Genomic DNA, 25674 nt, shown 5'->3' with positions numbered 1-25674 from the left:
ATCAATTAATGCGATTATAACGAAAATAGCCAAGTCACGCAACGTAAAGCTGCGCCCTTGGCTATTATTGTCCAAACAACAACCGTAGTCCTACTTGGCGGTCAACACGGCAGCCATCTCGTCCAGCAGCCACTCCAGCGACAGCGGGTCGTTCATGGCCCAGCGCGAACCTACGATATACGCCTGGTTGTTCTTCACTGCAGGAAGCGTGCTCCACACAGGACCGTTTAACACTTCATTAAGCACCTTTTTGGATTCTTCGTCATCGCCTGGACCTACCAGGAAGATGCGATCGCCAACGTATTCCGGCAGCTTCTCCAGCGAGATCTCCGCCCACAGCTGCGACGGATCGCTTGCGAACAGCTCCGTTACCTTGGCGGGAATCTGGAAGCCGAACGCATCGTACATAGTCGGACCCAACCGTTGTTTGTTGTATACATACAGCTTCTTGTCCGAGTAAAGGACGAATGCCGATGCCGTCTCTCCTTGTTTAATATGAGCCTGGACGACTTCGCGTTGCTTCGCCACTTTCTCGTCATAGCCCTTCTGCCAGGCCTCCGCAAGCTCCGGCTTGCCCGCCAGGTCAGCCGCCTCGCGAACATGCTCGAATGCGTCAGCGCCATAAGCGACAACGACCGTCGGAGCGACTTTGGCCAGAGCATCTATGTCAGCTGCCTCCAGGAAGTCAGGCACCACGATCAGGTCGGGCTCCAGCGCCAGCACCTTCTCGATGTTCGGCACAAGTCCGTCCCCGCCGATGTCTTCAATGCCCTCAAGCTGGTCTTGCGTCAACACCAGCTGCGCGTTCAGATAGTTCGTTCCGACGATAGGAACGCCGAGCGCCGTAAATTCGGAAGCGTAATAGTGGGCGATAATGCGCTCCGGACGGGTCGGAATTTCGACTTTGCGCCCCAGCGCATCCTCGTATTCGCGCGTGCCGGACTTCGCTGACGGAGAAGTCTCCGCCGACGACGTCGGCGACGCTTCTTGCGATGGCGATGGGGAAGGCGAAGCGGCAGGCGCGTTATTTGATCCGCAAGCGGCCAGCATAAGCGCCGTCAGCAGCAGGACGAGCAGGGTGATCCCATTTTTTTGGCGTGCAGGGGTATACATCGTGTGATTCCTCCATTTGATAAACATTCTCATTATCGACGTATTCATCTTACTCCCCTCCATCCGCTTAATCCATGGACATTTCCCGCAAAAAAACTGGACAAAATGCGCGTATAGGCTCTTATGTCGAAAGCTCAACGAACACCGTCGATCTTATTGCCGTAGCGCGCTCCGTGAGAAAAACGCCTGGCGGCGTCCTTTTCTATAGTCTCCTTCGTTCGTCGAAACCGCATAGAGAAAGTTTGGGTACACTTATGTTTTCCTCTATTTGAACAGCAGCCTTCGAGCATAATTGTACATATATACACAAATTCATGATCTGAGATCGGCCACGTGAAGTAAATTGTTCAATTATACACAAATTTATGTTGAAACTCCCCGCCCAGGGGTCCGCAAAGTCAATATTTGTGTAGATATACACAAATAAACCGAAAACTAACGCTTCTGGGCTAATATTTGTGTATATTCGTACAATTGTTATCGCACGCTTATGTTCCGAGGACATAATGACAGAAAACCGCCAGGCACAAGCTGTTAATTCCAGCCGATTGCCTGACGGTTCATGTACACGAATGAAGGCCTATACCGCTTTTCGCTCCATAATCATTGTTACATCATATGCATTCTGCCGGCAACGCTATTGCGTCTGCGGACTTCCTTTCGGCAACGCTACTGCGTCTGCGGACTTCCCGCAGCCGGGGCTTTCGCTCCAGCGGGCGGAGCCGCTCCATCAGCCGGCGGCTCGAAGCCCTCTGGCGGTTGACCGCCCTGGTCCCCTTCAGGACGCTGGCCGCGATCCGGGCGCTGGCCGCCTCCGCCTCCCATACCGCCGCCGGGACCGCCCATGCCCATGCCGCCACCGGTCGTAATGCCGGATTCGTTCACCCAAGTGACTGAGCTCGTCACCTCGAACTCTACGATCTTCGTGTCCCCGGAGTAGATGACGTATGTGCTGCCTTGCTTAATGTCCGGAGAGCTGAACAACACGGATTGGAACGTCTTCTCCGGAGCGAAGGCCGCGATCTCGTTGCCGTCGCCGTCGACCAGACGCACACTCGTGCCGCCTTGCAGCGACTGCGGAAAGGTCATCAGGATCGACTGCTGCGTAGAGGTCTCCGACGTTGCCTGCACCATGCCGGAGCTGCCCGCCGCGATCAGCAAACCCCCGCTGATGTCGAACGTGCCGTCGTAGTCGAGCGAGCCGTTGCCGTTGCCCGTCGGTCCGTTCACGTATACCGTTCCGCCGCTCATTACAATGGAGCCGTTGGCATCCAGCCCGTCGCCGTTCGCGTTTACCGCGATCGTGCCTCCGCTGATCGTCAGCAACCGATCGGAGCCTGCCGCAAAGCTGTCCTGCGAAGCACGGCCCGGCATACCTGCATTGGAATCGTTGCCTCCGGCGACGTTGAAGCCATCATCCGATGCCGTTAACGCAATCTCCCCGCCCGAGACGGTAATCGTCGAGCCTTCTATGCCTTCGTAGCTTGTCGTAATCTCGATCGCGCCTCCGGCAATCGTGACCGAAGCGTCGGCGTGAATACCGTCATCACCGCTTGCTAGCAGGAATGTGCCTCCTTTAATGAGCAGGCTGCCGTTCGTATGCACGGCATCGTCCGCTGCGTCGACTTCGAACGAGCCTCCGTTCACTTGCAGACTTCCGCCTGCCTTCAGCGCTTTGGCGCTGGTCGACTCCGTCTCCGTCGCAGTCGTTACACCGTCGGAGGTGCTGGAGGGAAGAGCCTCCGTTTCAACATTATCCGCATTTAATGCAGACGTACTCGCAGCGGCTCCCGTTGTTCCAGCGCCACCGGGCGTTGTACCAGTAGCGCCTCCTGTACCGCCTTGCCTGCCGCCCATCATGCCTTGGCCGCCGCCCCAACCGCCGCGTTCCTCGACATGCGTCTCGCCGTTCGCGCTACCGCCGCCGCTGACCAGTTTGAACGCGCCGTCTTCGACGAGCAGCGAGGTCTCCGCTTGAATCGCGTCGTTGCCCGAGACGATATCGAATGCCCCTCCGCCGATCGCGACAATACCTTTGCCCTCTTCCTCCGCGTTCGTCGACTTCAAACCGTCTCCGCCCGCATCCACGGTCAGCGTCACACCATCCAGCGCGGCTACCCTGTCCTTGCCCACCAGCCCGTCATCGACGGACTTTACGTTGATTTCGCCGGACACAAGCAGCAAATCATCCTTGCTTTTGATGCCGTCATTATAGTTGCCCTTCACGGTAAGAGAACCGGTGCCGTTAATGATCAGATCCGCCTTGCTGAACAGCGCCGCATCCGGCTCGTCCGCCGTTGCATCTGCGTAGACATAATCCGCGCCGTCGGTGAGCGTATTATCAGTCCCTTCTTCCAGCGTGACGATAACCTTTCCAGCCTCAACGATGTAGAAGGGCGAATTGTCCTTGTTGCTCAACCCAACACCGTTTAGTACGACATGAACAGTCTCGTCCGGCGCATCGATCGTAACCTGTCCATTGTTCAGCTGCCCGCTCAGCACATAGGTGCCCGCAGCCGTTATGCTGACCGATCCGTCTTCCCCCGCCTTCGCCCCGCTGCCGCTGACGGCAGCGCTCTCTCCCTCGAAGGTGATGCTCGTCGCCGAGTCCGCACTCCAGGCTGTATCGTAGTCCTCATCATCGAACGTGACGAGATCATCCATCGTAAGATTAACCTGCTCCTGAGCTGCTGAACCCGCAGATCCTTGGGCTGCCGCCTGCTCCGTCGATGGGACAGCCGTAGCCGCTGCCGCTCCGTCGTCATTTTTGCTGCAAGCCGACGTCAAAAGTACGGCGCACAATGCGATAACGCCTATATAATGTTTGATCTTTGCACTCTTCATCTGGTATCCTCCCTTTCCGAATCTCCGAAATATAAAAGTTAATAATCCGCCACTACGGTCGGCGTCATGGTCAGGGACACATCCAGATTGCCGTTCCGGCAGCGAATCGCGTCCAGCAGTTCCTTCTGGTTCACCGACTGCCCGAGCGTTACTCCATATACTAGCTCGTACAGACTTCCCAGCTCCGTCGTGCGGACTCGCTTTAACTCATACGCCACCCCGAATTGCTCGAACACTTCGCGGAATGCTTCCTCGTAGCCCAAACTCTCCGGAATCGTGACCTTCAATTGCTTCTGCTCGGCCTTCCTTGCGCCATACTTGATCTTGCTTAGCACGAACATGAGCACGCACAAAATAATCGTAAACAGCACCCCATAGCCGAAAGCTCCGACGCCGCATGCAAGTCCTGCCGCCATCGTAAAGAGCACGTAAGCAATGTCCTTGGGATCGCCGGGCGCGCTGCGGAACCGGATGATGGAGAAAGCGCCCGCGAGGCTAAACGCCCGCGCGATGTTGCTGCCGATGAGAAGGATAATAATGGCGACGATGACGGGAAGAATAACCATCGTGAGCGTGAAGTTCGGCGAATATCCACTCTGGTTCGTGCGCATGTATGTCATGCTAATAATAACGCCCAGCGCGATCGCGATCAAAATGGTGGCTACCGCCGAGCCGAAAGTCATCGTCGTCTCTGCCGTCGTTGGATTAAATAAACTTTGAAAATCAAACATATAAGACACGCTCGCTTTCTTGTTGAGGTATAGAGTGGGATTGGCTGGACGCTGCGGCTGCGAGGCCCGCAGTCGTGACGAAATTGCCTCCCGGAACGACAATGCTGCCCAGGCCGCCGCGCACCGTTTTTTTGTATTCGTTGCCGTATTTGGAGAAGCTCGTACGGTACAAGCCATGCTCCGAAAGCAGCCTCGACAGCCACATCGGAACGGTTTTCTCCGCCTTGACCTCCATCAGCCACTTGCCTTCGGGATTTAGAGGCTCGCCATGATCGCCGAGCTCCAACCCCAGATCGTAACGCCGGTGGCGGATGTTGGTATCGAAGGTAATGCGCAGATCGCGGCTCTCCTTGCTGAACATCGCTTTACGCTCGTAGGCCAGGTATACCTTGGGCTCCAGCTCATAGCGGCTCAGGAAGTAAGCAATCTCGGCAACCACCTGCTTGTTCATGTAGGACTGGTGCTCCGGGGCAATCCCCGTACGGACGAAGTCGTACGCCTCGGCCAGCTTCAATCCCGTTCTGCGCTTGTTGACGAGGCCGAACACCTTCTTTTTGAGCTCCAGATACACCTTCGCTTCCTCGCCGGGTACGCCGTAGGCTCTCAGTCTGAGCTTCTCCCTGTACTTCGGCTTGGACAGACTGGTGCGGATGAGCGAATCATGCGCCGTATCAAAATACAAATTGCAGATCGAATAGTATTCATGCTGCTTGTTATAGTCATCCAGCTCCATATGGTCGAGCAGATCGTAGTAGAAGCTCCGATATGCCGCATCGTCGAGCAAATATTTATTTTCGTATCGGTTAAATACCTCAATGGCCATTGCCGATCCTCCCTTTCGTCGATTGCCGTGTTCACAGTGCCGCTTGCCTTGTCTGTATATTAGCCCTTCAACCTTGAATGAACCTTAAACACCTTTACAATTCCTCCAAAAAGTTTCCGTTTCATTATATGGGGCCGTCCGCAAGCACCCGCGCAAACTCTTTGTTATCCGATGCGGGCCGCAATGCAAAGTTAAGGTTGATTCAAGGTTGAATTGCTATAATGAGATAACCAACAAAGACTTCAAGCAAGGGATGATACACGATGAGGATATTGATCGCGGAAGACGAAACTCATTTGGCCGAGGCCTTATCACAAATATTAAAGAAACAACATTACTCCGTAGACGTCGTGCATGATGGCCGTTCCGCCTACGATTACGCCCTGAGCGGCATCTACGACCTGCTGTTGCTCGACATCATGATGCCGGAGATGGATGGCATGACGGTGCTTCGCAAGCTGCGGGGCGAAGGCATGCCCACACCGGTCATTTTGCTGACGGCCAAAGGCGAAATCACGGATAAAGTAACCGGGCTCGATCACGGTGCCGACGACTATATCGCCAAGCCGTTCTCTACCGAAGAGCTGCTGGCGCGAATTCGGGCGGCGCTGCGCCGCAAGGGCGAGGTCATCCCCGAGGATGGCATCTCCTTCGGAGATATCGAGCTGAGCACGGCCCAATTAAAGGTCACCGTTAAGGGCAAGGAGCTGAAGCTTAATCTAAAGGAATGCGAGCTGCTGGAGCTGCTGGCGACACGGAAGCAAGCAGTCACGTCGAAGGAACAAATTATCGAGAAGCTGTGGGGATTCGATTCGGAAGTAGAATATAACAACGTGGAGGTGTACATTTCGTTCCTGCGGAAAAAGCTGACCTTCCTCCACTCCGAGGTGAAGATCAACACGATCCGGGGCGTCGGCTACGTGCTGGAGGTGGCCAAATAACATGTTTAAAAAGCTGAAAAACCGTTTCCTCCTGCTCAACCTTGTGACGATCTCCGTCATGATGCTGGTCGCCTTTGTCACGATCTATACGATCACGTATCAGGATGTACGGAGAGATATCGATATTGAGCTGCATAAAACATCCGAGTTTTTCCGGATGCCTCTCGGCGGAGACGGCAAGCGGCGGATGCCGGGCGGCGGCCTCCAGAACGTTCTGCCGGGCAATCTGCCGATCCTATCGGGCTACGGCGGACCGCCCCCGGGCAGAACCGTCTCGTTTATGCTGCTGGCAAGCGCGGACGGCACGATTAAAGCGGCGGATTCGCCGTTCGATCTGGAAGATGGTTTTTACGAGGAGGCGCTGCGCAAGGCACTTGCGAGCGGCGGAGAGACCGGACAATTCGCGCACGACGGCAATGACTGGGCGTTTAACGCGCAGGAGACGAACGTAGGCACGTTGTACGTATTCATGGACGTCACCGCGCAGCAGGCTATTTTGACCAAGCTGATCTACACGTTCGCGGCCGTTGGTCTCGGGATGCTGATCGTCATCTATTTTATCAGCCGGTTCTTCGCCAATCGATCCATCCAGCCTGTTAAACAAGCATTCGAAAAGCAGAAGCAGTTCATCGCCGATGCTTCGCATGAGCTCAAGACGCCGCTGGCCGTCATTCAGACCAATACGGATGTGTTGCTCGCCAATCGCGAGGATACGATCGCAAGCCAGGAGAAGTGGCTGCACTACATCAAGCAGGAGACCCACCGGATGGCGAAGCTGACGGGCGATTTGCTGTACTTGACGGAGATGGACGAGGCGCGTTCCACCATGATGCACGCGGAATTCGATCTCAGCGACACGCTGGAGACGATCATGCTGACGATGGAGGCGGTGATTTTTGAGAAGCAGCTTCGATTGGATTACGACATCGAGCACGGGTTAAAGACGGTCGGCAGTCCCGAGCAGATGAAGCAAGTCATCATGATTCTCCTGGACAACGCCATCAAGTACGCAAATCCGCGCGGCGAAATTACGATCGCGCTAAAAAAACAACAGCACGATGTCGTGCTGTCGGTCACCAATACCGGCGAAGGCATCGCGCCGGAGCATCTCGGCCGGATCTTCGACCGCTTCTATCGTACGGATACCTCGCGTACCCGCTCGCAGGGCGGCTACGGACTGGGCCTTGCGATCGCGCGGTCCATCGTGGATCAGCACGGCGGCAAGCTGCAGGCAAGAAGCACGGTCGGCGAATCGACGACGTTCCTGCTGCAGCTGCCGGCTCACTAAGAGCTAAAGTGTGCGTTCCATACATGGGAGAGGCTGTAACTTATGCCGATCCCCTATCGCTTTTTCAGCATCGGAGAGAGAGCTTTGCTGTAGATCCAATGGCCGTAATCGTTCGGATGGTTGATGTTGTTGAGCAGCAGGCTCTCATGCGTCTTGCCGGCGGCAAGCTCAGCTGCCCAGGTGGCATGCGCGTCTAACACTCCGATGCCGTATTCGTCGCCCAAGCGGCGAATGACGTCGGCATACAGAGCGGTTTTGCCGCTCGTATGCTGCCAATTCGGATTGGGCTCGCATGGCGTAACGAGAAGGATATCGCTATCGCCGGCATTGCGGATCGTATCGATCATAAATCGAAGGTTCTTCTCGAAATCTTCAAGAGTCGTCGTATGGCCGTCCGCCTGCTTGTTCTGATCGTTCATGCCGTAACCAATAGAGACCAAATCCGCGTTGAGAGGAACGACGTCGCTAGCCACTCGTCTTACGCCGCCGCTTGTATCCTCGCCGCCGATTGCTTTGTTTACAATCCGAATACGGCCTTCTTTATATAAGTTTAGCAGTGTGTCCCTAATTCTGCCGAAGTACGCCAAACCTTCTTCGCTGGCTTCTCCACCCGTGCTGATGCTGTCCCCGTAGACGACGTAGACGGCTTCTTCTCCCGCTTCCAGCTTGCCGACCAACCGCCTCAACAAGCCCGAACGGTCGATATCTACGGTCGTCAGGCTGCGGTCCTCCGTCACGGACTCCGTAGAGTAATCCAAGTAGACGGTGTATGCCTGATTGCTGAAATCGGAGTAACGATTGTGATCGAACTCGCTTACCCCGTACATCGGATGAAGGGAACCATCAGGAATACGGCCGCCGTTCGCGCGGCGAATCGTGCCTTCCCCATAGTCGACAATATAGTCCTTGCCTTCCTCGTAATGAATCGTATCCGCGAGATCCTTTCTCGAACGGTTTCGCATAGCTGTAGACTCGCCGGCCAGCGGTTTGTACCTGAGGGGCAAGGCTTCTTCTTTCATAAATACGAATGTTTCCGCTAGTTGTTTGTTTGTCATCTAACGACTTCACTCCTCATTGATCAGGCCTCTCCTGATTCCTTCCCCTTCGACCATTCGAGCACGATGCCCAGAAAAAAATCGGATTTGCCCATGATGATGTTCCAGGCTTGTTCCGCGTCTTCCGCCTTTATCCTGTGGGTGATAAGAGGCAGCGTTTGCAGCCAGCCATCGCGTATCCCGATTATCGTATCGTCCATTCGCTGTTTTGTCCACCCGGAGGGGCTGTGCAGCGTGATCTCCTGCGCCCGCAGTTCCTGGATATCGACCATCCCCTCGGTTCCGAGGAAACCGGCCGATACAAGATGACTATTCAGCTTCATCGCGGGTTTCAGCTCACGAAATGTATCCATAGCTCCGACCGTGTCGACGACTACAGCAATATCCGTGCGATCGCCGATCCAATCCGACAAAGCCTGCCGTTTCAAATTGAAGGAGCCAATCGACGAAGGCAGCAACGCCAATCTTTGATCATGCCTGCCCAGAACGGTCACGTCGGCTCCCCTATGAGCGAGCGTCTGCGCGGCCCATTGACCGACCATCCCGTCTCCGATGACGACGGCGATATCGCCGGGCGTCACTGCGGGACGTGTGCCGCAATTGTATCCGACCTGGGTGAGAACCGCCCCGCTGTATGCGATAGGCTCAGCATTCGCCGGCAGCTTCCAGACTTGGCTGGCGTGGGTGACAGAAGGATTGATGTGGCCGCCGGAGTCAAACTTCATTCCGTTTACCCTGCTGATCGAAGCAAACACCCGATCCCCGGGTACCAGGTCCGTTACTTGTTCGCCGACGCTTCTAATGATGCCAACCTTCTGATAACCGGCCACTTGGGGGAACGGCAGCACATCCCCGGGCCGTGTGACTTGTTCTCCGGAAATTCTCTCCCCGTACAGGAAGGAGGATTCCGTGCCATTGCTGATCCAGGAATACTCGAGATCGATGACGACATCCTCGGGTCCCGGCTCGGGAACATCAACTTCCATATAATTAACTTGTCTTACGCCTGTAAATACGACGGCTTCGGCTCGCATGTTATCCCTCCTTCGCATCGGCGGCAAAATCGACAGGAGGGTATGCGTACACTTTGATCGCCTCTTGTTTTTGCAGCAGCTCGACTGTTTCTTGGTAGCGGTATAGAGGAATGTGGTGCGTTTGCAGGCATTCCGTGTTTAATCCTTTATGGATGACAAGGTCAAGGAGCAGCTCCTGATCGCTTTCCCCGAACTTCCGGTATCGATAGGATTCCAGCTTCATCCCCTTTAACCAGAGATGATCGCCATATCGGATTTCGCCCTTGAGCACGCCAAAGATGACTACATGCGAATCTGTTCGCTCTAACAGACCCTGTACGGAAGGCGCAGCCCCTACGCAATCGTAGCCGAGGTCGAAGCGCTCACCCTCCAGATCGTCCAAGTGCTTTGCCAATCCGATTCCGAGTTCATTTACATAAGCGATCCGATCGCGGTTAATATCAACGGCGACAACCCTTGCAGCTCCCATTAATCGGGCGGCCTGCATCGCAAGCATACCGGCAGGACCCAGTCCGGATACGAGCATCGATTTGCCGGTAATATCGCCAAATTGCAGCAGTCCGATCAATACGCACTTAAGCAATTCAAAGGAAACGGCTTGTTTCCAACTCACTTCATCGGGAAGTTTAATCAACTCATGAGTGCGGTAATTCAAGTACTCCGCATAGGCGCCGTTGCCTAGCAGATGCTCCAATGCCGCCACTCGGTCTCCAACCTTAAGCGACGTCACCTTGCTGCCAACCGCAACAACGGTTCCTGCCATCTCATGCCCGGGGAATCCTGGCAGCAAAGGATAGTCCGGTTCCTTGGTCGCATCAAACATATCCTTGCCGCCCATCATATTCATATCCCATCGCGGGCAGGTGGACACGATCTCTATGCGTACTGTCACTTGATCTTCTTGCGGAGCTTCCGATGGAATCGTAATAATTTCGAACGCGTTCTTTCCCGTTATCTGTAGCGCTTTAATTGAAATCAGCTCTCTTTCATTTGCAGAATATGATGCTGTATGGGTCTAGTGTACAACAGAACAGGTAATAAGTATTTGCAGGATATACTCCTATTCAATTAAATAATTTCCTTTAATTTCGGTGCCCGATAGACATTTATCCGAATCTCATTTGTACATTATTGACATCTATTAATTCAACTTTTCGCCTCCGCATCTCCTTTCCGCAAAAGTTGGCATGCCAATCCTCCAGTTTCATGAACCATGTTCGCCGGCAAATCCAATATGAACTGTAGAAAGTGGCAAAAAAAAGATTTTACATCCTAGGTAAGCGTCTAACGGACAAGAGCGTCGCTATTCTACGAATAAATGATGTTTCTAAAATCTAACGGACACACGCGACCCTATTTGCACCATTCGAGCAGCTTTTCGCTATATTTCGGCCATATAACGGCGCTCCTGTCCGTTAGCATTTGATCCTTGAGCAAAGCAGGCTAATAATGTCTCGTGAGTCCGTTAGAACCGACTGCACCGTCCTTTGAGGGTGCAGCGCGTTTCATTCCGCTACAAATCAGCAATTACCGTTTTTTTGATTGGTCTGGCTCCTCGGAAAATAAACGATTATCCCCCCCTATTTTGGAAAGCAATTGGAATTGTGGGGGCATCCGGGATGCTTTATTGTGTTTGCTAATAAACGGATTGGCTGTATACTAGGGTAAGACAAAAAACATCACATTATTGCCCTTTTATTATTTTGATATTATCTTTACACTCAGTGGTTATCCGGATTTTTATCAATCAACCATTTGAACAATATTGACATTGTTTTCGGAAGGAGGGATCTTGTTGAAAATTAGAAATTGCGGAGTAGGAACCTTATCCAGGTCGGCGGAGCTGCCTGGCGGGGGGATGCACCCGTCCAGTTATGAAATTCTCTATATTACCGAAGGAAAAGTAAGGTTTATGTGGAGAGCGAATATATGCGAAGCGGAAGCGCCGGCCGTGTTTATCTTGGCTGCCTCGACGCCGCATGAGCTGGAGAGCCTGCAAGCGGAAGCGAAATTCCGTTTTCTGGAGCTTGATGAGATCGAGGAGTTCCCGTTCACCGACCAACAAGTGGATGAGTGGAATTTCATGCAGGCCCATAAAGGCATCTATTCCAAAACAATGCTCGCATCTTCGATCCTTCAAACCCTCGATTTTGTTTATCATCTCCAATCGACGGGCCTGGCCGGACAAGATTCGAATCTCGGGGATGTATGCTTGCTGGAGATTCGCAAGACGTACAAGCTTATCGCCCACATGATCGAGGATCCGGAGAAATCGGCTGGCGAAGAACGCAAGGTGAAGCACAAGTCGCGCGCCGCGGTTGATTTGCTGATTGATTACATGGATTGGCGGTATAAAGAAAACGTTACGCTGGAAGCTCTTGCGGAAGTCGTCGCCCTGGACCCCTCTTATCTCGTGCGGCTATTTAAGAAACATATGCAGATGACGCCGTTTGAGTATCTTCGGGACCTTCGTTTGAAGGCGGCTGCCAGCTACTTGTCCGGAAGCGATCTGCCGATTAGCGCTATCGCCCAAGATACGGGATTTGCCAGCGTTCATTACTTTTCCCGGATATTTAAAGCCCACTACGGGCAGAGCCCGGCGGAATGGCGCAAGCATCTGAAAGGACCGAAAGGAAAATCAAACTGAGGAGGGTTTTGGATGGATCAGGAACGCTATACCGAACAAGTAACTGAAGGCTATGGATACCGTAAAAAACAAAAAGATGAATTTGAAGCATTGATTGAACGGATGCGCAACGATTCGGCAGCGAAACGCACTGCTTTTTTTCAACCAAGCACCGCAAGCGTAGCTGCATATGAGCAAGATGCTAGACGAATGCGAGTACAGGTAAAAAATATGTTAGGATGGCCTTTGGGCGAGGAGTATGCGGCTGATTTCCAATCGCCCCCCGACGTTAAAGGGGTTCCTGAAGCGAATGTAATTTACGTGTCCAAAGACGCGCTGGGAAGCATTTATCGTGTCGAAGTCGCGGCTGGCTACGGTTTAACGACGTATGGCATCTTGTTCCTTCCGCATACGCCGGGGCCGTATCCTCTTGCCATCTCTCAACATGGCGGAGGGGGTACGCCCGAGCTCTGCTCGGGATTTTATGGCGATAATAATTATAACGATATGACACGCAGGGTATTGGAGCAAGGAGTGGCTGTTTTCGCGCCGCAATTAATCCTTTGGAACGATACCTACGGCCCTGAGCATCAGCGAAACGTATACGATAATCAACTCAAGCATTTGGGAAGTTCCATTACCGCGGTTGAAATATTTAAAATCCAAAGGGCGCTTGACTACTTAACTTCCCGGCCGGATATCGATCCTTCCAAAATCGGGATGATCGGATTATCTTACGGCGGTTTTTATACCCTGTATACCGCCGCGCTAGATACTAGAATAAAGGCGGCCTATTCGTCCTGCTTTATCAATAATCGATTTGTTATTGATTGGCCCGACTTCACTTGGTTTAATGCGGGGAACCGATTTCTGGATGCCGAGATAGGCGCGCTGATCGCTCCGCGGCATTTATATTTGGAAGTCGGCATCCGGGACGAGCTTTTTCAATATGCGCATGCCCGGCCGGAAATCGATAAGATTGCCGCGCTTTATCAGAAGTTGAACATTGCGCATCGGTTTTATGCAAAAGCTTTTGACGGGGAACATGAATTGGATTTGGCGAACGATGGGATTGAAAGCTTCTGTAACGTGCTTAAAGGAGATTCAGGAATTGCGCATTTTCCTGAACAGGATTAACAACAAAATAGGTAAAGCAAGCCTCCTGGAATGCCCATCGGCATCCGGGAGGCTTTATTGAGTTTTCCTAACACGTTTTATTGCTCTGCCACATCAGACGGGGCTGCTTGTCCCTGCACCCCTGTCTGCTCGTCAGTCTGGGCCGGTGTCTGCCCATCGGTCTGCGCCCCTGTCTGCCCCTCAGTCGGGGCCGTTTGTCCGCGCGCTCCCGCGTTGCCTGGCATCCGGCCTACGGGGCCGCCTTGACCACCAAAGCCCTGACCTCCGCCAAATCCGCCGAATCCCATGCCTCCCATTCCGCCGCGGCCGCCCGGACCGTTTTCGCCCAGCTTCGAGAGATCGACCGAAGACGCATCGACGAGAAGGTCCGGCGCAGCCTGCTGCCCTTCCGACGTCGACGGGATCTCGCCATCCAGCTGACCCTGTATGCTCTCGGCACGCAGCGTGCCAAGCTTGATCAGCTCCGCCACAGCCGTTTCATACTCTTCATAGGTGTTGAAAGCGCTTGGATCTTGTTTCACGCACTCCGCGATCAGCTCGTTCAAGCTCTGCACCTTCTGCTCGAACTTGCCGTCCGCGAAATAGCCGTCGACGATCTCCTGCAGGTACTCGTGATATTTCGCCTTATACGCCTCCACTTCCAGCAGCTTGCCGAGGATAGGACGCTCCTCAAGCGTTACGCCGGTCACCGGCGTGTCGATGGGCTGGTTGACCACATCCGAAGCCGAGCCTCCCATAAAGCCGCCGAACGCCATGTTGTAATCCCATGGCAGCATGCTGATCTGTCCGTTATTTTCGTAAAGGTAGTAGTTGTGTGCCATGTTGGACGTATAGCTGTCCATATTGACGACAACCGTATGAGCCGCAAAATATCGCAGAACGGCGTCAACGTCCACGTACTTCTCCAAATCCGTACCGCTGCTTAAATTTTTCAGCGCTTCAATGACACGCTTATGGTCCTCCTCCGTCGTCTTTGTCTCCGCGTTGTCGAAGATCGCGGAGTAGCTGGCGATCTCGTCGTCGGTATACACCAGCGAGACGCCGTTGCCTCCCCCGTTCATACCGCCGCCACCGCCGCGGTTGGCACCGCCCATGCCGCCGAACTCTCCTTGCGGAGGCGCTCCATTCACTCCGCCGGTGCCCGGAGCCAGCTGCCCCTGAGCTCCTGTTGCCTCATCGGCTGTTTCTCCGCTGCCAGCTTCTCCGCCGGGCATAGCCGTTCCGTCGTCCACGGGCCTGTTACCGCCCGGCATGCCCATTCCTTCGCCAGTGGGCCAGTTGCCGCCCGGCATGCCCATTCCTTCGCCCGCGGGCCAATTGCCGCCGGGCATGCCCATCCCGCCGCCCATGCCGCCGTCGTCGTTGTTCGGCTTGTACAGCTCGCCCTCGTCTCCCTTGGCGCGGGCAAGATAACCGCTGTCGATGTCTTCGACGGCGAGATAGAAGCCCCATGCCTGGCCGTTCACCTGTATGTCGGCGAAGGCAAACAAGGGGGCGTCCACGCCGATATAGCTCATAATGTCGTAACTGAGATACTCCTTCATGTAGCTGTTGTCCGTAATCATATTATTGACGACCAACTTGTCGAGACCCATCCAGGTCTGATCCTTGACGTATTCGTCGAACTTGATCTTGAAGCTGTAGCGATCCGTCGTATCGTCGCCCGCCACTTGCCTTAAGCTGGAGTTGCCCTTCGGGCGGATCCCGACATTCTCGATCGTGGATCCATTGATTGTAATATTCGCCGAAATATACTGCTCCTCCGTGGCCGTATCCAGCATTCCCTGCCACTCTGTCTCGTCCGCCTCAATAGCGATCGACATCACCTCCGTCTTTTCCATCTCCGCGGCATAACCCGCCGCCGATGCCGTACCTGATTGGCGGTTTCCTCCGAAGCTGCATGCCGCCAGCATGGCCAAGCACAAAAAAGCCGCCATGATCTTATTCGCTCCACCCCATCGTTGCATTTGCGATCGCCCTCTTTCCATACTTATTTGGTCATAGCTCCATCGTAACCCCCTATTCTTAAATGAATCTGAACCGCCCGTACTAATAACGGCAGACGTTTGAGCATTTCCAAATAGAAAAAAACTCCGGCGCAGACAAGCGCATCGGAGTCTTCGTTGTTATCTATGTACCGTCGCCATCCCTCATTGAGAGAGTCGAACCCGAGCGGCGCGTCGGCCCTCCACTACAAACCGGGCTGCGGCCGGCAACTGCGCCTCATTTACGTCTTCCAGCGTAACGAAGCCATGAGGCTTGTAGCGCTCCAGCAGCTCCCAGAACAATGGGTATTGCAGCTCGCCGAGGCCTGCGGCCGTCCCTTGCAGCTTGTTCCCGTCCTCGGAACGAACACAATCCTTCGCATGGGCGCTAACGATCCGGGGCCCCAGCAATCGGAACGCCTCACGCACGATATCCTCCTGCCGCTCGAAGTTGCCGCCGTTCATCAGGTTGCAAGGATCAAGTACGACGCCTACGCAAGACGATGGAAATCGCTCGATCGCAGCAGCAAGCGTCTCCGAAGAATCGATCAGATGGCCTTGCGCCGCTTCCAGTCCGATCGTGACTCCCCAGCGCTCGGCTTCCTCCACCAGTTCGTCCAGGGCGCGATCCAGCCGTTCGCGATATAGCGGGATAAGCGCGGCATCCTGCGGCGTTCCCACTTCTGTTGCGACGATCGGCGCTCCGAAGTGGCGCGCATGGCGCAGATGCTCCTTAAAGCGATTCACATTGTGCCGGTAAGTCTCGTCATCCAGGTCGATCAGACTTGCGTAACAGCCCAGCACTGCGATTCCGACGCCATGCTTCGCGAACGCGCCCCCGACTTCATTGGCAAGTCCCGGACTCAGCGCCCCAAGCGGAAACTCGATGTCCGAAATCGCCTTGCTGAGAGCGAGCTGCACATACGAGCAGTCCGTTGCGGCTACCTTGGCCGCGAGTTCCTGAAACGGCTGCCTGCCTAACAAATGAGCTAATATGCCTACCGACATCCTTTTCCCCTCCATATCCTGCTTGTCTGTTATTCATCCTTGTTCCGCATGTCCTCGGCAGCCACAGAAAAACCCTCTTTAAATCCTTCTTCGGGCCAATGACGGTAACGATTCAAGTCGATCCGTCCTCCCCGCTCCACCTCGATGCCTTCTTCACTGAGGTAAAGCTCCTGTTGAAAACGCGCTTCGTCGTCCTGCACCGCGATTTCTCCCTTCGCGTTGACGACCCGATGCCAAGGCAGCCCATGCGCCGAACTCATGCTGTGCAGGATTCGCACGACCTGCCGCGCTCCTCTGGCACTGCCGGCTTGCTCCGCGATCTGGCCATATGTCATCACGCGTCCTTCCGGTATGCTTTTAATGACGTCGATAACGGCTTTCGTGAAAGGCTGCATGGTTCCCCTCCCCCTGATCTTCTTCCAACCTTCTACAGCTTTTCGAAAAAAACGAAGCACCGGTAACTTGGTAACGTGGTAACTTACGCTCATTACAGATAATCGGAATTTTTGAACTCGAGCTTGTTGTCACCCTCCACTTTAACATCAAGAGAAAACCCTTACAACCGGATAGCCGGCCGCAAGGGCTTCAATTGTTGTCTATTTGATGCATGCTCATGGATATGACGGGTAAGACTACAGGACTCTTCTTGCCGTGGAATAACGTTTCGAGTAATCGCTCAGCTTATTAATGCGAACGCCGTTGAAGGTGCTGCTGATCGTGTTGTGAATGAATTGTCCGTTGCCGATGTAGATGCCGACATGGCTGACCGCGGACGACTTGCCGTTATTGAAGAAGATCAGATCGCCCTTTTGCAGATTGCTCTTGGATACGTATTTGCCCGCATACTTCTGGGAAGCCGTTCCCCACTTGAGACTTACGCCGTATTTGCCGAACACGTACTTGGTGAACGAGGAGCAGTCGAAGTAGAGCTTGCTTGGATTATTAACACCGTACTTGTACTTGACCTTGCCTTGCAGCGACTTGGCAGCTGCGATAATGCCGTCTGCCTTGGCGGAAGCCGAAGCTGTGGCCGCCTCAGCTTGTCCGATATGGGAAGTGCCGAAGGCCGCGTGACCCGACACGAGAGTTGCGCATACTGCCGTTGCGATAACCGTCTTCTTGAGCCAGTGGTTTTTGTTTGTCATAGGATGATATACCTCCTGATGTCTGATTTGCTACATCCGGAGTATAGCATGCCTAACTGGGCACAAGTGGTTTCTTAATGCTTTCTCATTAGACAATACTTGCCCATGCGGGCGATTATTTCCAACGAAGAAAAAGAGACCGATAGAATCAGTCTCTGCTTTTAACACTTTTTCATGCAATCAATCCGCCCTGAAATTACAAGCTAAGACGCTTGGCATTCTCCAGCACCCTGCCCAAACGATCCAGGTTCTGCTCGTTGCTTTTCTCGCACATAACCCGGATGGGCTCAAGCTCTTCCGCATGCCGGAAGCATTGACGAAACGTTACCCGCGTGCCGCCTTCCGCATCCTCGAACAAGGCCGTTACGCGGAACACAGGCGCCTCGGCATGCTCCAGCACGATCCGCTCGTTCGGCACAATTTCGATGAACGTATTCCGGTTAGGGTAGTCCGTCCCATCGGGCCCGTGCATAGTGAGACGCCATAAGCCGCCGGGACTATAGTCGATTTCGTGGAACGTGTTGGTAAACCCTTCCGGTCCCCACCACTCGGCCAGTTGGTCGGGCGTCGTCCATGCCGCGAATGCCAGCTCGCGAGGCACATCATAGATCCGTGATGTTATTAATTCGAGACCGTCATCCGCTGCAGCAGGCTCCGTCAAGGAACGCCCGAGCGCATCCAGCAGCTCGCCCGTGCCATGCTCCCGAATCTCCACCGTATCATGCCCGTCGAGGAACGCGCCTTGCTCCGTGAATATCAGCCTTGTGCCCTCTTCGACATCCAGCAGCTCGATCGTTGTAATGGAGGCCGAGATGCGAACGCCACCCATGTCCATGATGTAGGTATAGATAATCCGCTCGTTCGGCACAATATCCTGATAGACGGCGTCGTACACGAAGAGAGGTCCGCCCTCCGCTATTTCGCCGCTGCTATACTCTCGTCCTCCGATGCGGAATTCGAAAATATCCGGCTTCGAGAACCACTTCACTTTAGCATCCAGGTCGGCCCATGCCTGATACACCCTTTCCCGCGTCGCGGGGTAAGTCCGTTCAACTACAAAAGTGCCGTGCTTGACAAAACGTTCGCTCATTACGATTCCTCCTTAGAGCCAGGCATTCCGCCCCTCCGGGCCAGCAATGCGCCCAACAGATTCAGCTGCCCCTCCCATTTGTTCTGCCGATCCATGATCGGTTTGTCATACTCCGCCTTCATCGTCTGCAGCAAGCCGGTGAATTCATCCGCCGATACCTGCTTCTTGCCTTGCAGCAGCTTCGCCACGTAGCGGAGCTGGCCAAGCATCTTCTCCTGCCGCCGGATGTCTTCTTGCACCCGATTCATTTGCAGATTCACCACGTCCAGAGGCTGCATGCCGCTGCCGGACATCGCCGCCTTCACTTCCTCCAGCGACAGGCCGAGCTCCTTCAGCGACACAATCTGGTAGAGGCGCGTAACGTCCTCCTCGCTGTACAGCCTATGGCCCGAATCTGTCTGCGAGGATGGAGAAAACAGTCCGATTCCGTCATAGAATCGCAGCGTACGCACAGTTAACCCCGTCAGCTTGGCCAGATCGCCGACCTTCCACTGCTTCTTCATGGCTTCATCCCCACTCACCGGCGCCGGCTTGCTGCCGGTAACCCTATTATAAAACCTTACGTTACGTAAGGTGCAAGCCTCTATTTTTCGAATTCTTGAAGCAACGCCGATGCTTCCTCGTGATCCGGCTCCAGCTCCAGCAACAGCTTCAAATAACGCACGGCTTCCTCTTCCTGCTCCTGCTCGAAGCAGCAAATCGCCAGACAATAATAGACAGTCGAGACAACCTCGTCCTTCTCGGCCTCGACAGAAGCCTCAAGAAATGTTTTCGCTTCTTTGTAGCGATCCATCTCGAACAAAATCAGACCGGCATCCAGCGCCAGATCATATTTTTGCTCCATGACATAATAAGAGGACCACATCAGCTCGATCCCCCTTGTTATATCGTCCAGCTCATCCTCATACGCATCCGGCAGCAGCTCGGAGATCCGCCTCGCGCTCTGGGCGAAAAACTCCGCGTCGTAGCCGCCAAGCCTCCAGAAGCCAAGAAATTGCTGAAGGCCCATCGTATCCAAGTGGCCGTCCAGCCATTCCTTCAGGCTATAGAATTCGTCCGGCCCGAACCGCTCGACCACGCGACGGTACGCTAGGCGAGTTTGGACGTAGGCCTTCGGCCGATCCAGACGGAGAATGCAGCCTACGTTAATATTCTTGTAATGCTGCGGAGGAAATAACGCAAGCGCTCCTTGCCGCTCGAACACGTATTGAAACGCGTGGTAATTGGCCGTAAAAGAGAACCCGCCATGACGGATCAGCTCCGGAGGCGGAGCGTTCCTCCAATTGTCGATTCTATGGTCGCCCTTATCGGCCGTGATTAATGCAGACCCTGCGGTGGACAATGCGTGTAATCGCTCCAGGCAAACGAAGCCCGAGGATGGGAACAGCAGATGGGACTCGTCCAATTCCTCCTGGTAGAAAGCAATTAAGTCGCGATAGAAATAGTCTTCCCGCTCGTATTCGGGCGCCGGACGATGCTCGTAGCGCAGCGACAGCCGGTCGAGCTTCGCCGCCGCTTCTTCTCCCTCGTTTTCTCCACGCTGGGCAGAACGGATAAACACGTCGGTCTCGTAGACGCGGCCGTCTCCCATATAGAGCAGTTCCTGAGGGATGCCATCGAAGAAGTAATTCGCCACGATGACAAGGGGCTGCTTCAATGCGCCGGCGACGATTCTCTCACCGGACACCAGCAGATGAAGCTCCGTGTCCTGGACAGCATCGAACCGGGCCACATCAAGCGTGCCGTCCTCCAGAAAAGGTTGCAAGGCAGGATGTTCCTTCCACGCAAGCACGTTGCTCATCGCCAGATCCGTCATCCAGTAGCGAAATGGCGGCAGCGGGATATCCGCATATTGAATAAGCGATCGCAGCTCGTGCAGCACATGGCAAGCAAGCCTACCCACGCCTGCGCCCACCTCCACGATGCATACGGGCTCTTCTGCGAGGCCCTGCGCTGCCCGGTCCATCAACAGACCGAAGATCATCTCCGCATATGCACCGCCGATCATCGGATTGCTGGTTATGTATTGAGGAACCTGGTCGTTATGCCAGGCCGTCACCCCCGCCTCTTCGTAATATTGCCGCTGAATCTCCCAGATCGGCGCCTCGCTGAACCGGTATCTCCGTTCGTTCGTAACGCTCATAATTATGTTGCCCCCGCTCTCTTATGGTTTCCCCTTGTCATCATACCTTTTTTTGCCCTCCAGCACGAATATCTCTTTACAGGACAAAACGCGATTCATGTCGAATTAGGAGAGATGATGAAAATACGACCAACAACAACCTTCAAATATATGATTATATTAACCATCCTGTTCAGCGCGCTCATCGGACTTCGATGGGCCTGGTCCGAGCTGTTCCATACCGAAGATCTGCCCCGCCCCGTCGTCGACGGGCAGCTCGACATGCGCGGCATCGATTTGTCCGACTCTCCCGCTTTCTTTTTAAACGGCGAGTGGGAATTCTATCCCCATCAATTACTTCGTCATGAAGACTTTGCGAGCGGGAACGAGGAGCATTCCTCCGTCATGGTTCAAGTGCCTGGAGACTGGAAGGACGCTTTGGGGGCGGATTCCGGCACCTCTTACGGCTATGGAACCTATCGCCTGCGCGTGCTGATCGATCCCTTGAACCGCCCCATTACCATGTGGCTAAAGAACGTTCAAGCAGCTTCCGAGGTCGAGATCAACGGCTTTACCGAGGGGCCGATAGGCGTTGTTGCCGCAAGCAAAAATAATTACGAGCCGAAGAGCATTTCTTATACGGCTTCCTACTACACCACCGGTACGACCGAACTGAACATCTTGATTCGAGTCGCAAACCATGACGAGCCGTTCAAAGGGGGCATTACCCGCTCCATTCGCTTCGGCTCCGCCGCCGCGGTCGACATGATCCGCTGGTACTCTATCGGCTTCCAGCTTGTCACATTCGTCGTCCTGGTGCTGTACGGCACCCTTGGTTTTATTTTATACGCCTTTAACCGGAAGGAACGCACCTTGCTTTCGCTGGGGATGCTGACGATGACAGTTGCGATTGCCATTACGACCGGTCAGGACAACCTTATGCTTCTCTGGCTGCCGATCGACTATGCCTTGGGCTTCAAGCTGCGAATTATTTCACTCCTTTGGCAGAATGTGTTTATTTTGCTCATATTCCGAAGGTACGTCCCCGCCCCCGCCGGGCGCTCATTGCTGCGCGGTTATGTCGCTTTGCTCGCCGCCGTCACCTGCGTCCTGCTCGCGGGCCCGGATTCGTGGACATATGGCTTCCACGATCTGTATGGTTTTATGGGCTTGTATCTCTTCTCCTTCTTCTGGTTCCTCTTTACGACAGGCAAACTCTTGTTCCAGAAAGGGGGAGACCGCGACGTCGTCTTTCTGCTGCTGACCGCAGCCGGCATTACCTCCAATCTAACCTGGAGTATAATGGAATCCAACTACGATGTGACGACGGTCTATTATCCTCTCGATATACTGGCTACGATGATCGGCTTCTCGGCTTATTGGTTCAAGAAGTACTTCCGTCATGCCAGGAACAACGCCATACTCAACGAACAATTTCGGATTGCGGACAAACTCAAGGATCAGTTCCTTGCCAATACTTCGCATGAGCTCCGAACGCCGTTGCATGGCATTATCAATATTGCGGAGACCGTTGTCGCCAAGGAGAGGGAGAAGCTTGATGAAGGCAGTCTGAGGGATATGGAGCTGCTCGTCACGATTAGCAAGCGAATGTCTCATACGCTTGGCGATCTGCTCGACGTCGTCCGGCTGCAGGAGCACCGCATCATGCTGCAACAACGGGCTGTCCCCATACAATCGATCGCGCCTGGCGTCGTCGGCATGCTGCGGTACTTGACGCGAGGCAGGCCCGTCACGATTACGATCGATATGCCTGAGTCCTTGCCCCCGGCTTGGGCGGACGAACAGAGGCTCGTCCAGGTGCTGTACAATTTGCTGCATAATGCGTTGAAATATACGGAGTCGGGGACGATATCGTTATCCGCCAAACATCGCGGCGGCAAAATTGTTATCGCCGTTGCGGATACCGGCGTCGGCATGGACGAAGATACGGTATCCCGCATCTTCCTCCCCTACGAGCAAGGTACTTACGGTCGTCAGGATGGAAGGGGCATCGGTCTGGGCCTCAGCATCTGCAAGCAGCTCGTCGAGCTTCATGGCGGAGAGTTGACCGTACGCTCCGTGCTCGGGCAAGGTTCCGTGTTCAGCTTCGCGCTAAAGACGGCGCAGGGCGATTCCAGCCGCGTCCCCGAAACCGCCGCTTCATTGGAACAGGATCCTGGCACAGCTCCCCTGCCCAAAGAAAGCAATGACTTATTGAGGCCAGATCTTGACAGCGCGGAGGCGCCCTCCGACTTTCCGCCGTTGCTGAGCGATGGCACCATCCGTATCATCGCCGTGGACGACGATCCCGTCAATCTCAGCGTGCTTGCCGGCATTTTGTCAACGGAGCCTTACACGATAAAGACGGTCAGCAGCGCGGGAGAAGCGTTGGAGCACATTCGAACCGCACCATGGGATCTGCTGATTGCCGATGTCATGATGCCTGTTATGTCCGGCTATGAGCTGGCTCAAGCCGTTCGCGAGCATTACAGTCTCTCCGAGCTGCCCATCTTGCTGCTTACGGCAAGCAGCCAGCCTGCGGATATCTATGCCGGCTTCCTGGCCGGCGCCAACGATTATGTGACCAAGCCCGTCGACGGCATGGAGCTGAAATACCGCATACGGACTCTCATCGAGCAAAAGCGCTCCGTTAACGAGCGGCTGCGGATCGAGGCTGCATATCTGCAGGCCCAGATTCATCCGCATTTCCTGCTGAATGCGTTGAATTCCATCATGGCGCTCGGCGCCATCGACACGGACAAGATGCAGGAGCTCGGCAGTATGTTCGCCTCTTACCTGCGCATCAGCTACAACTTTATCAATACGAATGAGCTGGTCCATTTAACACACGAGTTGGAGCTTGTGCAGGCCTATCTGTATATCGAGAAGGTACGGTTCGGGGATCGTTTGATCGTCGAATGGGAGGTTGACGAATCCATCCATTTGTCCATTCCTCCCCTGTCTATTCAGCCGCTGATCGAAAACGCCGTCAAACATGGCATTATGAGCCAGGACAGCGGCGGGACACTCCGCCTCTATATCGAATCCACCGAAGCCGGAGCCTGGATCGAAGTGCAGGATGACGGCAAAGGCATGGAGCAGGAAGCGGCTTTCCGATTGTTAAACAAGGGGATGAATCGTCAGGGCGGCATTGGCCTTGCCAACACGAACCGACGGTTGTTGCAGCTGTACGGCCGCGGCTTATCCATCTCAAGCCAGCCCGGGAAAGGCACAACCGTATCGTTTTTCGTCCCGTTTGCCGAGCGTTAATAAGCGGACCGCGCGCCAGGGTTAGCGAGCGACTATAGCTCGCTATAGCCATATCTCGGGCAACGGCCAGTTTTAGTGTCAGGAGCCATGGCTGTTGCTGCAGCCGGCCACAGCATAGGCTATCGAAAAAGGGAGAATCCGCTGCCGGATTCTCTCTTTCCCGTTATACCGTTATATGTAACCTGACACGGGCCAACGCTAGACACACGCATCCACTGATCTCCAACCGGCACCTGGCAACTCCCGCCAATCCCCCGCTTTCCGCTTACCGCGCGCTTCGGACATGAGAGAGCTTATATGAGCAACAAGGGGCGTCTTTGGGCCTTCTTGCAGACACCAGAGACCCTATTCCATAGAAAAAACCTCCGTGCATGACATGGGCCAGCACCAGTCCCCCATTTAAGATTCATTCAAGGTCGCCGCTTTAAGATAAGGGTCTAGTAACCCGCAGGAGGAGTGATTGCCTTGATACGTATGAGCAAACAAACCATGATCATTACTCTTATAGCCATCGTGCTCTTAACCGTCACTTTCATCGTGTACCGGCTGGCGGATCGCTATCTCATCGAGCACTTCGAGGTCATTGTCGAACCGAGTACGCAGACCCCGAGCGCGGTCACAAGCCAGGGCTCAGACAATGAAAGCACATCAGACGCTGCAGAGCTCTCGAATGTCGAGGATAAGCAGACCACGGCGCATTGGGATGACTGGAGCTACGAAGACGAGACTCAGACCATCCAGATCGAGAAGGTGCAGACCGGCTCCGGCGAGGATAAAATTACCTACTACGTGGCGGATGTTACCTTCCAAGACGAGGCCAATCTCGACACCGCCTTCGCCAAGAACGCCTTCGGCACCAACATCATAGAGGACACGTCGACGATCGCGGAGAACAACAACGCCATATTCGCGATTAACGGCGACTATTACGGCTTCCGTAGCGATGGCGTCATTATCCGCAACGGGACCTTGTTTCGCGACGAACCCGCTCGCGAAGGTCTGGCGCTATACAGTGACGGATCGCTGCAAGCCTACGCCGAAGAAGCGATCTCTTCTGACGCACTGCTGGAGGCGGGGGTCACCGACACGTTCTCCTTCGGGCCGGCTCTCGTGACGGAAGGAGAGATTGCTGGCGACTTCTCCAGCGTGAAGATCGACAAAAACTTCGGCAACCGCTCCATTCAAGCCGCCAATCCTCGTACAGGCATCGGTATGGTCGCACCGAACCGCTTTCTGTTCGTCGTGGTCGACGGACGCAGCTCCAAGAGCCGCGGCATGACGTTGACAGAGTTCGCTGAACTATTCCAAGATCTCGGCGCGGTCGAGGCGTACAACCTGGATGGCGGGGGTTCTTCGACGATGTATTTTATGGGCAGGGTTGTCAATGATCCGCTCGGCAAGGGCAATGAACGCGGCGTCAGCGACATTATCTATATTCCGAAGTCCGTATAAGGAGACAGCC

The 25674-nt window shown here is 54.4% G+C and carries 19 protein-coding genes and 2 pseudogenes; 6 read left to right on the top strand and 15 right to left on the bottom strand.

Features of this window, described 5'->3' with window-relative positions; all coding sequences use genetic code 11:
• Positions 1–90: 90 nt before the first annotated feature.
• From B1748_RS11905 to B1748_RS11890, 4 genes are all read right to left on the bottom strand, one after another.
• Positions 91–1161 (bottom strand): ABC transporter substrate-binding protein, encoded by a 1071-nt coding sequence (locus tag B1748_RS11905; protein WP_179215541.1) that lies wholly within the window; start codon positions 1159–1161, stop codon positions 91–93.
• Between the two features lie 621 nt (positions 1162–1782).
• Positions 1783–3957 (bottom strand): carbohydrate-binding domain-containing protein, encoded by a 2175-nt coding sequence (locus B1748_RS11900; RefSeq protein WP_087568134.1) that lies wholly within the window; start codon positions 3955–3957, stop codon positions 1783–1785.
• A gap of 38 nt (positions 3958–3995) precedes the next feature.
• The gene (locus B1748_RS11895; RefSeq protein WP_087568133.1) at positions 3996–4688 is read right to left on the bottom strand and encodes a DUF4956 domain-containing protein; all 693 of its coding nucleotides are present in this window, start codon (positions 4686–4688) and stop codon (positions 3996–3998) included.
• On the bottom strand, positions 4681–5511 hold the full coding sequence (locus B1748_RS11890) for a polyphosphate polymerase domain-containing protein (RefSeq protein ID WP_087568132.1): 831 nt from the start codon (positions 5509–5511) through the stop codon (positions 4681–4683). Before B1748_RS11890 ends, B1748_RS11895 begins: the two co-directional genes overlap by 8 nt.
• A gap of 263 nt (positions 5512–5774) precedes the next feature.
• Between B1748_RS11890 and B1748_RS11885 the strand changes: the two genes are divergently transcribed.
• Together B1748_RS11885 and B1748_RS11880 are read left to right on the top strand one after the other, a co-directional pair.
• On the top strand, positions 5775–6452 hold the full coding sequence (locus tag B1748_RS11885) for a response regulator transcription factor (protein WP_087568131.1): 678 nt from the start codon (positions 5775–5777) through the stop codon (positions 6450–6452).
• 1 nt (position 6453) lies between these two features.
• Positions 6454–7740 carry a sensor histidine kinase gene (locus B1748_RS11880; RefSeq protein WP_087568130.1) on the top strand — a complete coding sequence of 429 codons (1287 nt, stop codon included), beginning with the start codon at positions 6454–6456 and terminating at the stop codon, positions 7738–7740.
• Positions 7741–7793: 53 nt separating this feature from the next.
• Here the strand turns inward: B1748_RS11880 and B1748_RS11875 are convergent, their stop codons facing one another.
• The 3 genes from B1748_RS11875 to B1748_RS11865 are packed head-to-tail and all read right to left on the bottom strand — an operon-like array spanning position 7794 to position 10721.
• Positions 7794–8795, bottom strand: a complete 1002-nt coding sequence (locus B1748_RS11875; protein ID WP_087568129.1) for an SGNH/GDSL hydrolase family protein — start codon at positions 8793–8795, stop codon at positions 7794–7796.
• Between the two features lie 23 nt (positions 8796–8818).
• Positions 8819–9829: an alcohol dehydrogenase catalytic domain-containing protein gene (locus tag B1748_RS11870; protein ID WP_087568128.1), complete on the bottom strand. Its 1011-nt coding sequence runs from the start codon at positions 9827–9829 to the stop codon at positions 8819–8821.
• A 1-nt stretch (position 9830) separates the two neighbouring features.
• The gene (locus B1748_RS11865; protein WP_143810289.1) at positions 9831–10721 is read right to left on the bottom strand and encodes an MDR/zinc-dependent alcohol dehydrogenase-like family protein; all 891 of its coding nucleotides are present in this window, start codon (positions 10719–10721) and stop codon (positions 9831–9833) included.
• Between the two features lie 903 nt (positions 10722–11624).
• On the opposite strand from B1748_RS11865, the gene B1748_RS11860 reads away from it, so the two are divergent.
• Both B1748_RS11860 and B1748_RS11855 read left to right on the top strand, forming a co-directional pair.
• Positions 11625–12476 carry a helix-turn-helix transcriptional regulator gene (locus B1748_RS11860; RefSeq protein ID WP_087568126.1) on the top strand — a complete coding sequence of 284 codons (852 nt, stop codon included), beginning with the start codon at positions 11625–11627 and terminating at the stop codon, positions 12474–12476.
• 12 nt (positions 12477–12488) lie between these two features.
• Positions 12489–13592 carry an alpha/beta hydrolase family protein gene (locus B1748_RS11855; RefSeq protein WP_087568125.1) on the top strand — a complete coding sequence of 368 codons (1104 nt, stop codon included), beginning with the start codon at positions 12489–12491 and terminating at the stop codon, positions 13590–13592.
• Positions 13593–13669: 77 nt separating this feature from the next.
• Here the strand turns inward: B1748_RS11855 and B1748_RS11850 are convergent, their stop codons facing one another.
• The 8 genes and pseudogenes from B1748_RS11850 to B1748_RS11820 all read right to left on the bottom strand — a co-directional run bounded on the left by B1748_RS11850 (position 13670) and on the right by B1748_RS11820 (position 20963).
• The gene (locus B1748_RS11850; RefSeq protein WP_256975631.1) at positions 13670–15559 is read right to left on the bottom strand and encodes a CotH kinase family protein; all 1890 of its coding nucleotides are present in this window, start codon (positions 15557–15559) and stop codon (positions 13670–13672) included.
• Positions 15560–15742: 183 nt separating this feature from the next.
• Positions 15743–16585 (bottom strand): sugar phosphate isomerase/epimerase family protein, encoded by an 843-nt coding sequence (locus B1748_RS11845; protein ID WP_087568123.1) that lies wholly within the window; start codon positions 16583–16585, stop codon positions 15743–15745.
• A gap of 29 nt (positions 16586–16614) precedes the next feature.
• The gene (locus B1748_RS11840; RefSeq protein WP_087568122.1) at positions 16615–16980 is read right to left on the bottom strand and encodes an MGMT family protein; all 366 of its coding nucleotides are present in this window, start codon (positions 16978–16980) and stop codon (positions 16615–16617) included.
• Between the two features lie 237 nt (positions 16981–17217).
• The gene (locus B1748_RS11835) at positions 17218–17730 is read right to left on the bottom strand and encodes a C40 family peptidase (RefSeq protein WP_087568121.1); all 513 of its coding nucleotides are present in this window, start codon (positions 17728–17730) and stop codon (positions 17218–17220) included.
• Between the two features lie 196 nt (positions 17731–17926).
• Positions 17927–18322, bottom strand: a pseudogene (locus B1748_RS37445) (SRPBCC family protein); the annotation flags it as partial.
• A gap of 72 nt (positions 18323–18394) precedes the next feature.
• Positions 18395–18820: pseudogene (locus B1748_RS37440) on the bottom strand (SRPBCC family protein); the annotation flags it as partial.
• Positions 18820–19323 carry a MerR family transcriptional regulator gene (locus tag B1748_RS11825; protein WP_087568119.1) on the bottom strand — a complete coding sequence of 168 codons (504 nt, stop codon included), beginning with the start codon at positions 19321–19323 and terminating at the stop codon, positions 18820–18822. The pseudogene B1748_RS37440 and the gene B1748_RS11825, both read right to left, overlap by 1 nt.
• Before the next feature lie 80 nt (positions 19324–19403).
• Positions 19404–20963 (bottom strand): SAM-dependent methyltransferase, encoded by a 1560-nt coding sequence (locus tag B1748_RS11820; protein WP_087568118.1) that lies wholly within the window; start codon positions 20961–20963, stop codon positions 19404–19406.
• A gap of 117 nt (positions 20964–21080) precedes the next feature.
• On the opposite strand from B1748_RS11820, the gene B1748_RS11815 reads away from it, so the two are divergent.
• Together B1748_RS11815 and B1748_RS11810 are read left to right on the top strand one after the other, a co-directional pair.
• Positions 21081–24212: a hybrid sensor histidine kinase/response regulator gene (locus B1748_RS11815; protein ID WP_306299321.1), complete on the top strand. Its 3132-nt coding sequence runs from the start codon at positions 21081–21083 to the stop codon at positions 24210–24212.
• Between the two features lie 474 nt (positions 24213–24686).
• On the top strand, positions 24687–25664 hold the full coding sequence (locus B1748_RS11810) for a phosphodiester glycosidase family protein (RefSeq protein ID WP_087568116.1): 978 nt from the start codon (positions 24687–24689) through the stop codon (positions 25662–25664).
• Positions 25665–25674 lie beyond the last annotated feature (10 nt).

It is taken from the genome of Paenibacillus sp. MY03 (genome assembly GCF_002165585.1).
Taxonomy (GTDB): Bacteria; Bacillota; Bacilli; order Paenibacillales; family Paenibacillaceae; genus Pristimantibacillus; species Pristimantibacillus agaridevorans.
This window is presented reverse-complemented; position numbering and strand designations above follow the sequence as displayed.

Bases quoted from the DNA above. Each gene is read 5' to 3' on its own strand.
- B1748_RS11905 (WP_179215541.1), bottom strand. From the start codon at position 1,161: ATGAATACGTCGATAATGAGAATGTTTATCAAATGGAGGAATCACACG.
- B1748_RS11900 (WP_087568134.1), bottom strand. From the start codon at position 3,957: ATGAAGAGTGCAAAGATCAAACATTATATAGGCGTTATCGCATTGTGC.
- B1748_RS11895 (WP_087568133.1), bottom strand. From the start codon at position 4,688: ATGTTTGATTTTCAAAGTTTATTTAATCCAACGACGGCAGAGACGACG.
- B1748_RS11890 (WP_087568132.1), bottom strand. From the start codon at position 5,511: ATGGCCATTGAGGTATTTAACCGATACGAAAATAAATATTTGCTCGAC.
- B1748_RS11885 (WP_087568131.1), top strand. From the start codon at position 5,775: ATGAGGATATTGATCGCGGAAGACGAAACTCATTTGGCCGAGGCCTTA.
- B1748_RS11880 (WP_087568130.1), top strand. From the start codon at position 6,454: ATGTTTAAAAAGCTGAAAAACCGTTTCCTCCTGCTCAACCTTGTGACG.
- B1748_RS11875 (WP_087568129.1), bottom strand. From the start codon at position 8,795: ATGACAAACAAACAACTAGCGGAAACATTCGTATTTATGAAAGAAGAA.
- B1748_RS11870 (WP_087568128.1), bottom strand. From the start codon at position 9,829: ATGCGAGCCGAAGCCGTCGTATTTACAGGCGTAAGACAAGTTAATTAT.
- B1748_RS11855 (WP_087568125.1), top strand. From the start codon at position 12,489: ATGGATCAGGAACGCTATACCGAACAAGTAACTGAAGGCTATGGATAC.
- B1748_RS11850 (WP_256975631.1), bottom strand. From the start codon at position 15,559: ATGCAACGATGGGGTGGAGCGAATAAGATCATGGCGGCTTTTTTGTGC.
- B1748_RS11845 (WP_087568123.1), bottom strand. From the start codon at position 16,585: ATGTCGGTAGGCATATTAGCTCATTTGTTAGGCAGGCAGCCGTTTCAG.
- B1748_RS11840 (WP_087568122.1), bottom strand. From the start codon at position 16,980: ATGCAGCCTTTCACGAAAGCCGTTATCGACGTCATTAAAAGCATACCG.
- B1748_RS11835 (WP_087568121.1), bottom strand. From the start codon at position 17,730: ATGACAAACAAAAACCACTGGCTCAAGAAGACGGTTATCGCAACGGCA.
- B1748_RS11825 (WP_087568119.1), bottom strand. From the start codon at position 19,323: ATGAAGAAGCAGTGGAAGGTCGGCGATCTGGCCAAGCTGACGGGGTTA.
- B1748_RS11820 (WP_087568118.1), bottom strand. From the start codon at position 20,963: ATGAGCGTTACGAACGAACGGAGATACCGGTTCAGCGAGGCGCCGATC.
- B1748_RS11815 (WP_306299321.1), top strand. From the start codon at position 21,081: ATGAAAATACGACCAACAACAACCTTCAAATATATGATTATATTAACC.
- B1748_RS11810 (WP_087568116.1), top strand. From the start codon at position 24,687: ATGAGCAAACAAACCATGATCATTACTCTTATAGCCATCGTGCTCTTA.